Annotated in this window: 17 protein-coding genes; 16 read left to right on the plus strand and 1 reads right to left on the minus strand. The window is 31.7% G+C overall.

Annotated features, from left to right (window positions below):
- The first annotated feature begins 65 nt into the window (after positions 1-65).
- From bhYOR_RS02340 to bhYOR_RS02385, 9 genes are all read left to right on the plus strand, one after another.
- Positions 66-599 carry a hypothetical protein gene (locus bhYOR_RS02340; protein WP_025399791.1) on the plus strand — a complete coding sequence of 178 codons (534 nt, stop codon included), beginning with the start codon at positions 66-68 and terminating at the stop codon, positions 597-599.
- A complete protein-coding gene (locus tag bhYOR_RS02345) occupies positions 596-1,306 on the plus strand; it encodes an LptA/OstA family protein (protein WP_025399792.1) in 711 nt (236 codons plus the stop codon). Before bhYOR_RS02340 ends, bhYOR_RS02345 begins: the two co-directional genes overlap by 4 nt.
- Complete coding sequence (lptB, locus tag bhYOR_RS02350) at positions 1,284-2,075, plus strand: LPS export ABC transporter ATP-binding protein (RefSeq protein WP_025399793.1); 792 nt, start codon at positions 1,284-1,286, stop codon at positions 2,073-2,075. The genes bhYOR_RS02345 and lptB overlap by 23 nt, the downstream gene beginning before the upstream one ends.
- Positions 2,072-2,761, plus strand: coding sequence for a peptidoglycan editing factor PgeF (gene pgeF / locus bhYOR_RS02355; RefSeq protein ID WP_025399794.1), 690 nt, complete (start codon positions 2,072-2,074; stop codon positions 2,759-2,761). The genes lptB and pgeF overlap by 4 nt, the downstream gene beginning before the upstream one ends.
- 1 nt (position 2,762) lies before the next feature.
- The gene (locus bhYOR_RS02360) at positions 2,763-3,509 is read left to right on the plus strand and encodes a Nif3-like dinuclear metal center hexameric protein (RefSeq protein ID WP_025399795.1); all 747 of its coding nucleotides are present in this window, start codon (positions 2,763-2,765) and stop codon (positions 3,507-3,509) included.
- A 10-nt stretch (positions 3,510-3,519) separates the two neighbouring features.
- Positions 3,520-4,032, plus strand: coding sequence for a signal peptidase II (lspA, locus tag bhYOR_RS02365; protein WP_025399796.1), 513 nt, complete (start codon positions 3,520-3,522; stop codon positions 4,030-4,032).
- A 238-nt stretch (positions 4,033-4,270) separates the two neighbouring features.
- The gene (locus tag bhYOR_RS02375) at positions 4,271-5,089 is read left to right on the plus strand and encodes a TIGR00282 family metallophosphoesterase (protein ID WP_025399798.1); all 819 of its coding nucleotides are present in this window, start codon (positions 4,271-4,273) and stop codon (positions 5,087-5,089) included.
- A 66-nt stretch (positions 5,090-5,155) separates the two neighbouring features.
- Positions 5,156-6,436 carry a UDP-N-acetylglucosamine 1-carboxyvinyltransferase gene (gene murA / locus bhYOR_RS02380; protein ID WP_025399799.1) on the plus strand — a complete coding sequence of 427 codons (1,281 nt, stop codon included), beginning with the start codon at positions 5,156-5,158 and terminating at the stop codon, positions 6,434-6,436.
- A gap of 211 nt (positions 6,437-6,647) precedes the next feature.
- Complete coding sequence (locus tag bhYOR_RS02385; RefSeq protein ID WP_025399800.1) at positions 6,648-7,994, plus strand: MATE family efflux transporter; 1,347 nt, start codon at positions 6,648-6,650, stop codon at positions 7,992-7,994.
- Between the two features lie 243 nt (positions 7,995-8,237).
- Here the strand turns inward: bhYOR_RS02385 and bhYOR_RS02390 are convergent, their stop codons facing one another.
- Positions 8,238-8,612: a hypothetical protein gene (locus tag bhYOR_RS02390; protein WP_407933124.1), complete on the minus strand. Its 375-nt coding sequence runs from the start codon at positions 8,610-8,612 to the stop codon at positions 8,238-8,240.
- Positions 8,613-9,017: 405 nt separating this feature from the next.
- On the opposite strand from bhYOR_RS02390, the gene tuf reads away from it, so the two are divergent.
- Genes tuf through rpsS form a run of 7 tightly spaced genes read left to right on the plus strand, consistent with a single transcriptional unit; the run spans position 9,018 to position 13,313 of the window.
- A complete protein-coding gene (gene tuf, locus bhYOR_RS02395; RefSeq protein WP_025399802.1) occupies positions 9,018-10,202 on the plus strand; it encodes an elongation factor Tu in 1,185 nt (394 codons plus the stop codon).
- Between the two features lie 46 nt (positions 10,203-10,248).
- Positions 10,249-10,560: a 30S ribosomal protein S10 gene (gene rpsJ / locus bhYOR_RS02400; RefSeq protein WP_011772424.1), complete on the plus strand. Its 312-nt coding sequence runs from the start codon at positions 10,249-10,251 to the stop codon at positions 10,558-10,560.
- A gap of 35 nt (positions 10,561-10,595) precedes the next feature.
- Positions 10,596-11,225 (plus strand): 50S ribosomal protein L3, encoded by a 630-nt coding sequence (gene rplC, locus bhYOR_RS02405; protein WP_025399803.1) that lies wholly within the window; start codon positions 10,596-10,598, stop codon positions 11,223-11,225.
- 1 nt (position 11,226) lies between these two features.
- Positions 11,227-11,856 (plus strand): 50S ribosomal protein L4, encoded by a 630-nt coding sequence (rplD, locus tag bhYOR_RS02410; protein WP_025399804.1) that lies wholly within the window; start codon positions 11,227-11,229, stop codon positions 11,854-11,856.
- Positions 11,857-11,877: 21 nt separating this feature from the next.
- Positions 11,878-12,174 carry a 50S ribosomal protein L23 gene (gene rplW, locus bhYOR_RS02415; protein ID WP_025399805.1) on the plus strand — a complete coding sequence of 99 codons (297 nt, stop codon included), beginning with the start codon at positions 11,878-11,880 and terminating at the stop codon, positions 12,172-12,174.
- A 17-nt stretch (positions 12,175-12,191) separates the two neighbouring features.
- Positions 12,192-13,025, plus strand: coding sequence for a 50S ribosomal protein L2 (gene rplB / locus bhYOR_RS02420; protein WP_025434052.1), 834 nt, complete (start codon positions 12,192-12,194; stop codon positions 13,023-13,025).
- Positions 13,026-13,034: 9 nt separating this feature from the next.
- Complete coding sequence (gene rpsS / locus bhYOR_RS02425; protein ID WP_011772429.1) at positions 13,035-13,313, plus strand: 30S ribosomal protein S19; 279 nt, start codon at positions 13,035-13,037, stop codon at positions 13,311-13,313.
- The last annotated feature ends 4 nt before the right edge of the window (positions 13,314-13,317 follow it).

Here is a 13,317-nt window from a genome sequence, read left to right on the forward strand (position 1 = left end):
TATTTACTTTTCAATTGGAAAGCTTAAAAGGTAGCTTTTTATAAGCTTATGTAAGGACTTGTATGATGAGATTTGCTTTGTTTTATTTTTTGCCGCTTTTGTTTATCTTAAATTGTACTTTTGATTACGATGAACATTCTGGTAGGGCAGAGACTGCTAAAGAGACCCCTTCAATACAAATATTGGGGATTAGTTATCATAATGTTGTAGGTGGGAAGAAGCAAACTATATTGGAAGCTTTAAGCTTTAATTATTTTAATTATTACAAGATTTATAAAGTTGAGAATGGAAGATTTTTATATCATTCTTTGGAAAATCGGATTTCAGGTAAATTTAGTAGTTTAGAAGGCTCGCATGTTACTAAGGATTTAGATATGAAAGATTCTGTGGAGTTAAAGATAGAAGATATGAATAACTATTATCTGATTAATACTAATAGGCTTTTATGGAAAGATAATGAAAAAAAACTATTATCGCCCCCAAATGAGTCAGTATTTATTAGATTTGATGAGAGTAATATAACTGGAAAGGGATTTTCATATTTTTTAAAGAATAATAATTTTTATTTTTATTCTGGTATTGAAGGACTTGTAAAATGAGAAGTTTGATTATCTGTTTGGTTTGTATTACTTTTTTAAGTAGTTATGCACAAGATCAAAAGAGTTTCAATAAGTCTGAAGAGTTGCCTGAGAAGTTAAAAACTGTAGATGGTGCGCAGAAAAAGGGTGAATTTACTTTTAGAGCGGATTTTTCTCATGGTATTATGTCACCTCTTTATAGGAGAATTATTTTAAAGGGAAATCCTGAGGTTATTTCTTCTGATTTTAAGCTTAGAGCTGATGAGATTGAAATTTACGGAGAAGGGAGTGCTTATATTGAGGCCCGTGGCAATGTTTATTATGAAGATTATGTTAATAAAATGAATGTTAAGTCACAATTCTTATTTGTCAATAGAAAATTAGATAGTTTTTATCTTCAAAAAGGTGTTGAGCTTGAAGATTTGGAAAATGAACTTGTTGTTAAGGCTGAGAGAATTGAAGGTAGTCGCAAGACAAGTGTTTATATTATGCAGTATTCTGTTAAGATATATAAAGGTGATATTTTTGCACGAGCTGAGAATGGAATTTATAATAAGGAAGAAAAGGAAATTGTTCTTGAAGGTGTTCCGGTGATTTATCAGGATGATAATTATTATTCTGCTTCAAGGATAGTTTTAAATACAGAAACCAAAAAATATAATCTTGAGGGTGATGTTGAAGGTAAATTTACTCAAGTGGAGGGAGATGTTCCCCAACAGAAAAAATAGAATAAAATCGATTAAAGAAAAGCTTAGCCTTGGTAGTGTTACTGATATTGTGCTAAAGGCAGATAACATTGTTAAGAGGTATGGAGAAAAATTAGCCGTTAATGGTGTTACTATTGATGTGCATCGAGGCGAAGTTGTAGGTTTGCTTGGGCCAAATGGTGCTGGAAAAACCACAACATTTTATACTATTGTAGGTTTTATTAGAGCTAATAGTGGACATGTTCTTATAAATAATCATGATATTTCTGGTCTTAACATGTATGAGCGAGCACGGCTAGGAATTGTCTATCTGCCGCAAGAACCATCTATTTTTAGGGAACTTACAGTTGAAGATAATATTTTAGTTGCTCTTGAGAGGAGGGAAGATTTATCTCAAGCTGAGCGCAAGATGGAACTTGTAAATCTTCTTAATGACTTTGAAATCAAGAGAATACAACATCAAAAAGCTTATACTCTCTCTGGTGGAGAGAGAAGGCGAACTGAAATAGCTAGGGCTTTAGCTGTAAGTCCGTATTTTCTGTTGCTTGATGAGCCTTTTGCAGGTATCGATCCTATTGCTATTGGAGATATAAAGGATATAATAAGGATTTTGAAGAGTAAGAATATTGGGGTTTTAATTACTGATCATAATGTAAGAGATGCTTTTGATATAATAGACAGAGCTTACATTATTTATCAAGGACAGGTGCTTGATGAGGGTAATGTTGATTATGTTATAAATAGCGAGAAAGCCAAAAAGCTTTATCTTGGTGAAGAGTTTAGATTATGAGAGTGGTAGAGAGGAAATTTTATTATGAGTTCGAATTAGATCCTAGCATTAAATTGATCTATACTAAGAAACCTTTTGATTTAGATATAAGAGATATTAATAGTGATAATTTAAGTTTTATTCCTAAGGATAAAAAAATCAAATATTTAAAACAATTACATACGAATGTTGTTTATAAAGTTTCTGATGATTTTGTTAATTTTCAGGAAGGAGATGGATTTGTGTCTTCTTCTTGCAATGTTGCCCTTCTTGCTTACTATGCAGATTGTCTTCCGATATATATGTTTGATAAATCAAAAAAATATATCGGGCTTGCTCACAGTGGATATAAGGGTAGTTTTAAGCTTATCATTTTAAAAATGTTACTTATGTTTGAGAGTATGGGTTCAAATTTTGAGGATTTGAAGGTTATATTTGGGCCTTATAATAGGTCATGCTGTTATGAGGTTTCATCTGAGTTTCTATCAGAGGTGAATTTAAAATTTAATAAAAAATTGTTAGATATATCTTTTTGCAAAAAGGATGATAAAATATATTTTGACAATGCCAGTTTTAATTTGGGATTGATTGCTAATTTTAATTTAGATGTTGAGGATTCAGGTTTGTGTACTTATTGCAATTACAATCTTTATTCTCATAGAAAGTTTAGGGGCAAGAGAAGTTACGCTTTGATTTGGAGAATTTAATTTGACTGTTAAAGAGTTATCATCCAATTTAGATGAAATTTTTAAGGTGAAAGATTATAGGAATATTGATAGGAGTCTTAATGGACTTCAAGTAGGTAATTTAGAACTTGGGGTTAAGCGAGTCGCTTTTGCTGTTGATGCAAGTATGGCAACTTTAAGAGAAGCAAAAGATTATGATTTTTTAATCACTCATCATGGTATTTTTTGGTCAAAATCAGAGAAAATTGTTTCTGGGATGTACGAAAGAGTTAAGTGGCTTATTGATAATGATTTATCACTTTATTGTGTTCATTTGCCGATGGATGCCCATCCTGTTTATTCTCATAGTAAAGTATTATCTGATTTTTTGGGGTTTCATAGTTCTATTCCCTTTGCAAATTATAAAGGGATTAATTTAGGCATTATTTCTATTGCTGGATTTAATTTTTCTGAAATTTTAAAAAGAATTGAAATTCATAATAAACATGTTCTTTATTACAAAAAATTTAAGGAAAATGTTGATAAGGTAGCTATTGTTAGTGGTTCTGGATATTCTTTTTTTGAAGAAGCATTAGAACATGGAATTGATTTGTTCATAACAGGGGATACCTCCCATCAGATATATCCTTTAGCTGAAGAATATGGTGTGAATTTAATATTTGCTGGTCATTATTTTACTGAAACATTTGGTTTAATCAAATTAATGGAATATTTTAGGAGTTGGAAGGAATTAGAGGTTAATTTTATTTTAAAAGATACTAATTTATAAGGATTTTTATATGAATATAGATAGAAACAGATTAACTAGCAGTGTTATATTTATCTCTATTTTAGTTTTTATTGATCAATGGTCTAAGTATTTGGTTGTTAAATATATTAGCATTGGAACTGAATATTTATCTTTTTTTGGCGATTTTTTTAAAATAATACATGTGAGAAATACTGGGATTTTATTTTCAATAGGTGCGAATATTCATTCTAGCTTGAAAAATTTGTTTTTTCTTGTAATTCCTATTATTATTTTAGTTTTTGTTTTTTATTTTGTTTTAAAAGAAACTAGTAAAATAGCTAGAATTGCTTTTATATTGATTTTATCTGGTGGTATTGGAAATATTATTGATAGACTTTTTCGATCTTTAGGGGTTGTGGACTTCTTGGACGTAAAATTTTTTGGCATTTTTGGCCTTCAAAGATGGCCAACTTTTAACTTTGCAGACAGTTATGTTGTTATTGGAATAACTTTATTTATAATTTATGATTTGTTTGCCAAAAATAAAAGTACCGATTTATGAAGATTTTATACTTTATTTTATGTTCATTAATTAATTTAGCTTTAATGTTTTTGGTTTTTTTTATTGAATTTCTTTTTATTGCTAAACTAAATATTATTGTTTCTTCTGTTTTTCAGTTTATTTTGGTTTTTTTTATGATTATTATTTCAATTGTGATAAGCTATTTTGTATCAAATATTTTTTTAAAAAAAATTATTTCTAAGTTTTTTAATCTGGATAAATAAAGAGAGAGGCTTTGGTGAGTTTGCGGATTTTAGTTGCTGGGGAAGTTATAGGCAAGCCTGGCATTATTGTGATTAAGAATTTTTTGTCTTCTTTTAAACAAAGAAAGGGCATTGATTTTGTGATATCTGGTAATAATTTTACTACAGGGTTTCGAGGCCTGTGTAAAAGACATGCATTTTTACTAAAAAAGTATGGTATTGATGTTTTAACTTTAGGAGAAAATGCGTTTATAAGAGCTGGACTTAGTGATGAACTTGATAAATATAATTTTATTTTAAAACCTTTAAATTGTCCTGCCAAATTAAAAGGTTATTCTTATTTTATTTACAATGTTAATGGCAGTAAGGTTGCCGTAATTAGGCTTGTTGGGCAGACAGGAATTACAAAATATAATTTTAATAATCCTTTTTTTGCTTTTGATTATTTTTACGAAAAAATTAAGTTACATACTAATAATATAATTGTACTCTTTGATTCAAATACTACTGCTGAGGTTAATGCCATGTTTTTTTATCTAAAATCTAGAGTTAGTGCTTGTCTGGGTATTGGTAAGAGAATATTAACAGCAGATCTTAGAATTTTTGATCATACTGCAGTTATTACTGATCTTGGTAGAGTTGGCAGTTTAAATAGTGTTATTGGATATGCACCTAAATTTGAGATAGATAAATTCTTACGAGGTCTTTTAAATAATCGATTTACTGAATCTTGGGATGGACTTGGTTTTAATGGTGTTATAGTTGAGATTAATGATGGGAAAGCTTTAGTGGTTGAAGTTGTAAGGGAATACATCGATTTTGATGCTAGTCTTGAGAATAATAATGACGTTTAAAACGACACTTTTAATTTTCTAAACTGTGTTTTTATTTATGTAAGCTTGTTTAGTTTGGAGGTAATAATGTATAGCTATCTTTTAGAGGGTGGTTTTAAAATAGGTGGAAAGATAACAGCCAGTGGAAATAAGAATGCAGCTTTGCCTTGCATTGTAGCGGCATTGCTTACAGATGAAGAGGTTATTTTAGAAAATATTCCAGATATTAAAGATGTAGAAGTTATTTTACAAATTTTAAAGGACATAGGGACTGAAGTATTAAGGGAAGGTAATATCCTTAAAATTAAGGCTTTAAATATTGTAAAAACAGAGTTAGATTCTTCCTTGACGGATTTAATTAGAGCCTCAATTTTGTTAGTGGGGCCTATACTTGCTAGGTGTGGTAGAATCGATATTGCTCCCCCTGGTGGAGATGTTATTGGCAAAAGGCGTCTTGATACTCATTTTTATGGACTTGGTAGGCTTGGTGCTAAGTTAATAGAGAGAGAACGGATTGTTTTAGAAATAGATAAATTGGTTGGTGCTGAAATGTTTTTAGATGAGGCATCAGTTACTGCCACTGAGAATATTATTATGGCCGCTGTTCTTGCTGTTGGTGAGACCGTGATAATGAATGCTGCATGTGAACCGCATGTGCAAGATTTATGTAACATGTTGAATGCTATGGGTGCTGATATTTCTGGTATTGGTTCTAATATGATTAGAATAAAGGGCGTAAAAAAATTAAGTGGAACTAGATTTCGCATAGGTGCTGATTTCATGCAGGTAGGTTCTTTAATTAGTCTTTCTGCATTAACAGGGGGTGAGCTTGAGATTAACAAAGCTGATCCTAAGAATTTTGTTTTAATAAGGCATGTATATTCAAGGCTTGGTATTAATTTTGAGTATGACAACGAAAATATATATGTTAAGGAACAACAGGATTTAAAGGTGAAATTAGATTTTGGGGGACATATTCCCAAAATTGATGACGGACCATGGCCAGCTTTTCCAACAGATCTTATGAGTATAATTATAGTAACTGCAACTCAAGTTCAAGGAACTGTTCTTATTTTTGAGAAAATGTTTGAATCAAGAATGTTTTTTGTAGACAAGCTTATTAAAATGGGTGCTCAGATCGTTCTTTGTGATCCCCATCGTGTGGTAGTTACGGGGAAAACCATTCTTAAGGGAAGTAATGTGTCCTCTCCTGATGTTAGGGCTGGTATGTCTTTGCTTATTGCAGCTCTTTGTGCTGAGGGTAAGAGTCGTATTCAAAATGTTTATCAAATTGAGAGAGGATATGAGGATGTTGTTACCAAGTTAAGTTCTCTGGGAGCAAAGATTAAGAGAGTGAAAGAGCAATAAATTTTATTTTTGTTAGGTAAAAGTAAGGTTGCTTTTTAAGAGAGGGAAGATAAGAGAATGTTATTTTTAGTGTTATCCAGATTTATGGGTTAGTCATATATTTGCATAAGTTTCACAATCTATTTTATCTATTTTTTAGACTTAAATAAAAGCGTGCTTTTTCATAAAACTTGCCAATTTGTTAGTATAATAGAATGCAAGGTATATTTTTATGTTAACAAGTAGAACTAAAATTAGAAAATTAATATTGGAAGGCAATTTATATCGAGTACTTTTAGTTATCAGTTTCCCTATCGTGGCAACTAATGTGTTTCAGGCTTTTTATGAATTGGTGGATATGTTTTACGTTGGAAAGCTTGGAGCTATGCCGCTTGCTGCATTATCTCTTACTGGTCCTATTAATTTCCTTATTATGGTTTTTGCTATGGGAATGGCTACAGGAAGCGTATCATTAATGTCTAGATGTATTGGGGAAGAGACTTTTGCTAAGTTTTCAAAATATGCAGGGCAATTAATATTTTTAAATTTTGTATTGTCTTTATTTGTTACAGTTTTAGTTTTAATATTTATAGATCTTATTTTAGATGTTATGGGTGTAAGTGGCGAACTTAAAGAGCTTACAAAAGCTTATTTTTATGTCGTAATCTATGCGATACCCATAATGTTTTTAAGTATTGCTGTTATATACATATTAAATGCTCAAGGCGAAACTGTCATTTCGATGATATTAATTTTGGTTGCAAATATTATTAATTTTATTCTTGATCCAATTTTAATGTTTACTTGTAATTTAGGTATTGCTGGTGCTGCTTGGTCTACTCTTTTTGCAAAATTAATGACAGTTGTTTCTTATCTTTTTTTTACTTATAGATTAAATTGTGGACTTAAAGTGCGCTTAAAGGATATTGTTCCAGATATTGCTATAATAATAAAGATTGTTAACTTAGGTCTTCCAGCGGCTTTTGGACAGATGATGGCTTCTCTGTCTTTTTTAGTTCTTAATTATATTGTAATTCGAATTGGCTCAAAATTTTTAGCTGCTTATGGAATGGCTAATAATATTATTTCTTTTTTACTTCTTCCTGGAATGAGTATTGGTACTGGAATTGTTTCAATTGTTGGACAAAATCTTGGTGCAAAAAATATTAGCAGGGTAGGAGATACTTTAAAAAAGGGATTTCTTGTTACCTTGGTAATAATGCTAACAATTGCATCATCCATAATATCTTTTAGGGAGATTATAATAAAGATGTTTACAGATGATTTAGAAGTTTTCGATTATGCTAATCGTTATTTATTATTGACATCAATTGGAACTGTTGGATTTGGATTGCAACAAGTTTTTTTTGGAGGATTGATAGGTGTAGGACTTACAAAGCTTTTTATGATTGTTAGTTGTATTCGTCTTTGGATTGTTCGCTTGCCAGTTGTGTTTATTTTCCAATATTTTGGAGTTATAGAAGATTCGTTGGGGTATGCTTTTATAATTTCACATTATGTGGCTTTGATTATTGTGGTGTGTTTAACTTTTACTAGATATTGGACGAAGATACAATAATATTAATTTATAAATTGGGATTGATTTGCATCATATTTTAACTTAAGTTCTTTAGTTCAAGATGCTAGAGTCTTGTCAGAGAGCATTATTTTTAATAATTCTTACCAGAAAAAATTATAATCAATTTAATGATCATGTTTTGGTTTATTTTATGTTAGTTTTATGTTGGTTGGATTAGAAATCAAGAGTGAGTAATATTTATATTAGTAATAAAGAAATTATATAAAATTGGATATTGATAAATTAATCTTGTTTTAAAAATATATAAAATATATTTTTTTGTTTCTTATTGATATTGATATTTACTTTAAAAGTTTTTTCTTCTTTTGCTTTAATGCCTTCTTTAATTAGATGACCGGTTTTATTTCCTTTTTTAAAAATTGCTAATGAATTTTGCTTTATATCTATTTTTCTGTTGTTTTTAAGAGTAATGATTAATTCGTTTTTATTGTTGGTATGAAATCTTACAATTTCAATCTTTTCTGTATTTTTCTTTATGCTGATAATATGGGTAATCTCTTTGCTGATTTCTTTTGATTTTACGGAATTGTTTTTTATACATGATATAGTTATGGATACAATGAATATTGTAATACTGTTTAATAGTCTATGTTTCAAATCGTGTCGTGACATATTGTTATTTTATTGTAATCTTTTTAACTGTAAGCTTAGAATAATAAGTAAATTTTAATATTCATATCATTATTTTCTTAAAATTTAACTTTTCTTTATGATTGTCAACTGTGCCTTAGCACAATATTGCTTGTTTTATATATTTTATATTAAGATGTTTAAACGTATTGACTATATTTTAAATAATATGTAGACTGATAGAGTTATTAAGAATTCTTTTAGAAAAACACGAAAAATCGGGTCAATTTCTAAGAAGTTATGTTTTTAAATATAGTAGTTTTACTTATTTTATGATTGTTGTATCTTAATATAGAAACAAAATAGGATTCTTAAAATAAGAGTTTTGAAGAATAGGTAAAAATTGAGAGTATAAATTTTGGGAGGTGATTCATGGCTAAGGAAGTTTTTCAGAGAACAAAGCCGCATATGAATGTAGGTACAATAGGGCACGTTGACCATGGTAAGACAACATTAACTGCAGCTATTAGTATTTATTGTTCAAAGGTAAATAAAGATGCTAAGGCGCTTAAGTATGAAGATATTGATAATGCGCCTGAAGAGAAAGCAAGAGGAATAACAATTAATGCCAGACATATTGAGTATGAAACTACCGGTAGGCATTATGCTCACGTTGATTGTCCCGGACACGCTGACTATATTAAAAATATGATTACAGGTGCAGCTCAGATGGATGCGGCAATATTATTAGTTGCTGCTGATAGTGGAGCAGAGCCCCAGACAAAAGAGCATTTACTTCTTGCACAGCGAATGGGAATAAAGAAGATAATAGTGTTTTTAAATAAATTAGATTTAGCAGATCCTGAACTTGTTGAACTTGTTGAAGTTGAAGTTTTGGAACTTGTTGAAAAATATGGATTCCCTAGTGATACACCAATAGTCAAGGGTTCGGCTTTTGGGGCTATGTCAAATCCTGATGATCCTGAAGCTACAAAATGCATAAAGGAACTTCTTGAGACTATGGATAGTTATTTTGATCTTCCTGAGAGAGATATTGATAAGCCATTTTTGCTTGCTGTTGAAGATGTTTTCTCTATCTCTGGACGTGGTACTGTTGCTACTGGTCGTATTGAAAGAGGTATTATTAAGGTTGGACAAGAAGTTGAAATCGTTGGAATTAGAGAAACCAGAAAGACAACTGTTACTGGTGTTGAAATGTTTCAAAAGATTCTTGAGCAAGGTGAGGCAGGGGATAATGTTGGTCTTTTGTTAAGAGGGGTTGATAAAAAGGATGTTGAGAGAGGTCAGGTTATTGCTGCTATTGGTACAATTACTCCTCATAAAAAGTTCAAGGCTTCTATATATTGTCTAACTAAGGAAGAAGGCGGAAGACATAAACCATTCTTTTCAGGATATAGACCACAGTTTTTCTTTAGAACAACAGATGTTACAGGTATGGTTAGCTTAGAGGGCAAGGAAATGGTTATGCCTGGAGATAATGTTGACATTGTTGTTGAACTTATATCTTTAATAGCTATGGATAAAAATGTTGAGTTTGCTGTTAGAGAAGGTGGCAGAACAGTTGCTTCAGGAAGGATTCTTGAAATATTGGAATAGTGTAGGGTTTAGGGGTTTTTATATCTCTAAAGTTTAGGAGAATAAATTGATTACTAAAGATAAGATACGGGTAAGACTTTTTAGTTTTGATGTTAAGATATTAGATCAGAGTGCTGAATCTATTGTTAGGGCTGTTCAAAAATCTAAGGCGCAAATTAAGGGTCCTATTCCTTTGCCGACAAAGATAAAGAAATATACTGTTTTGCGTTCTCCTCATGTTAATAAAAAATCAAGAGAACAGTTTGAAATGAGAACTCATAAGAGGCTTATTGATATTTTAGAGCCTACTTCTGCTTTAATGGATTCTTTAATGAAATTAGAGCTTCCTGCAGGAGTGGAGGTTGATATTAAGCAGTAAATAGATTTTTTAAGTTATGAATTTGAGGTGTTTTAATGTTGGGATTGATTGGAAAAAAAGTTGGCATGACGCAGGTCTTTCAAGGCAATGGAGTTGTGGTGCCTGTGACGGTGATAGAATTTGAGCCCAATTATATTATAGGAAAAAAGACGGTAGAGAGAGATGGGTATGATGCTCTGATAATGGGTTCTGTAGATCTTAAGAGTTCTAAAATTTCAAAACCTATAAGAGGTCAATATAAAAACCTAGAGAATGTTGAGCCTAAGAGATATGTGATAGAATTTAAGGGGCTTAAAGGTTATGATGCTGGTGATGAGGTCGGTCTTGATGCTTTTAAAGAGATTAAGTATGTAGATATTACTGGTACTACTAAAGGTAAAGGTTTTCAAGGGGCTATGAAGAGACATAATTTTAGTGGTGGTCCATCTTCGCATGGTTCTAAGTTTCATAGACATCTTGGTAGTACAGGTCAAGCTGCTACACCTTCTAGAACCTTTAAGGGCACTAAAATGGCTGGCAGAATGGGTGGAGAGCAACAAACTATTCAAAATCTTGAAGTTGTTTTTATTGATGAGGAGAAAAGAGCCATTTTGGTAAAAGGAGCTGTGCCAGGAGTTAAGGGTTCTTTTGTTATTGTTAAAAAGGCAAAAAAAGTGGGTGTTTAGTATGGAAAGAAAAGTTTTTTCTAAGGATGGACAAGAACTTCGAACTATAGATTTAGAGGATGGAGTTTTTAATATAGATATTAGTTATGGTTCTATATATAATGCTATTAATAATGAGCTAGCTAATCTTAGAGTTGGAACAGCTTCAACTAAAACTAGGTCTGAGGTTAGAGGTAGTTCAAAGAAGCCTTGGAAACAAAAAGGTACAGGACGTGCAAGAGTTGGTACTAAGAGAAATCCAGTTTGGGTTGGTGGAGGTATAGCTTTAGGTCCGAAACCAAGGGACTATAGTTATAAGCTTCCAAAGAAAGTTAAACGACTTGCTTTTAGATCTGTTTTAAGTCTATGTGCATCTGTAGAAGATAGATTAAAGATTGTTGAAAATTTTACTATTGAATCAGGAAAGACAAGAGAGCTTGCTTTGATAATGAAGCATTTTGTAAAGATTAATGGTAAGACAGTAATTTTATTGGGCAATGATGATCAGATGGTTAAAAGAGCAGGACGCAATATAAGAGATTTAAAGATTTTATCGTTCAATAGACTTAGAGTTGTTGATTTATTTTATGCTAAAAATTTAATAGCACTTGAGTCTGCTGTTAATGGGCTTAATGAGCTTTATGTTAAATAAGATGGATAGTAGGGATGAGTTATGAGAGCTTATGATATAATAATTTCGCCTATGCTTACTGAGAAAACTAATTTTCAAAGAGAGAGTATGAATGTTTATGCTTTTAAGGTTAAAAAGCAAGCAAATAAAAAAGAGATTGGTGCTGCTATTAAGGCGCTTTTTAATGTTACTCCAATATCATGTAATTTGCTTAATGTTAAGAGCAAGGTTAAAATGGTTGTGTCAAGAAAAGGTTATCCTATTGGCAAAGGGAAAACTTCTTCATGGAAAAAGGCGTATGTTTATCTTAAAAAAGAAGATAAGATAGATATTTTTTAGTAGGTTTGGAGAAAAATATGGGTATTAAGACTTATAGGCCAAAAACTTCATCTTTGCGTTATAAGACAACTTTATCATTTGATGAGTTGAGTAAGGGTAATGACCCTTTGAAGTCTTTAACTAGAGGGAAGGTATCTAGGGCTGGAAGAGATTCTTCTGGAAGAATTAGTGTTAGAAGAAGAGGTGGAGGGCATAAAAGACGGTATAGAGAGATTGACTTTGGCAGAAGGGATAAGTTTGGTATACCTGCTCGAGTTGTATCTATTGAGTATGATCCAAATAGAAGTTCTAATATAGCTTTGCTTGTTTACAAAGATGGGGATAAGAGATATATTATTGCTCCTAAAGGAATTAAAGTCGGTGATATTTTAGAGAGCGGTCCAAATTCTCCAATAAGGATTGGTAATGCTTTGCCACTTGAGAATATTCCTGTTGGTAAGACAGTGCATAACATTGAGCTTAATATTGGAAAAGGTGGACAGCTTGTAAGAGGTGCTGGGGGATATGCGATGGTGCTTGCTTCTGAGGGAGATTATGTAACAGTTAAGCTTCCATCAGGCGAGATGCGCATGATTTTTAAGAAATGCATGGCAACTCTTGGAGAAGTTGGCAATGAAGATTACGTGAATGTTTCTATTGGTAAGGCTGGTAAGAGTAGATGGCTTGGCAAAAGGCCTAAAGTAAGGGGTGTTGCGATGAATCCTGTAGACCATCCACATGGAGGTGGTGAGGGTAAGACTTCTGGTGGCCGTCATCCTGTATCTCCTTGGGGACAGCCGGCTAAGGGATATAAGACTCGGAAGAAGAAAAAGTACTCAGATAAATTTATCATTAAAAGAAGAAATAAGTAGGAGTGTGTAGTGGCAAGATCTATTAAAAAAGGACCTTTTATAGAAAAAAGTCTTTATCAAAAAGTTTTGGCCTCTTCTGGCAGAGAGAAAAGGGTAGTAATTAAAACCTATTCTAGAGCTTCAACAATAATTCCTGAGATGGTAAGTCTTACTATATCTGTTTACAATGGGAAGTCTTTTATTCCTGTGTATATTACTGAGGATCTTGTTGGGCATAAGCTTGGGGAATTTTCACCTACAAGAATTTTTAGAGGACATGCTAAATCAGATAAGAAGGGAAGGAAGTAGAGTT

Origin of the sequence: Borrelia nietonii YOR (genome assembly GCF_023035795.1) — a bacterium.
Taxonomy (GTDB): Bacteria; Spirochaetota; Spirochaetia; order Borreliales; family Borreliaceae; genus Borrelia; species Borrelia hermsii.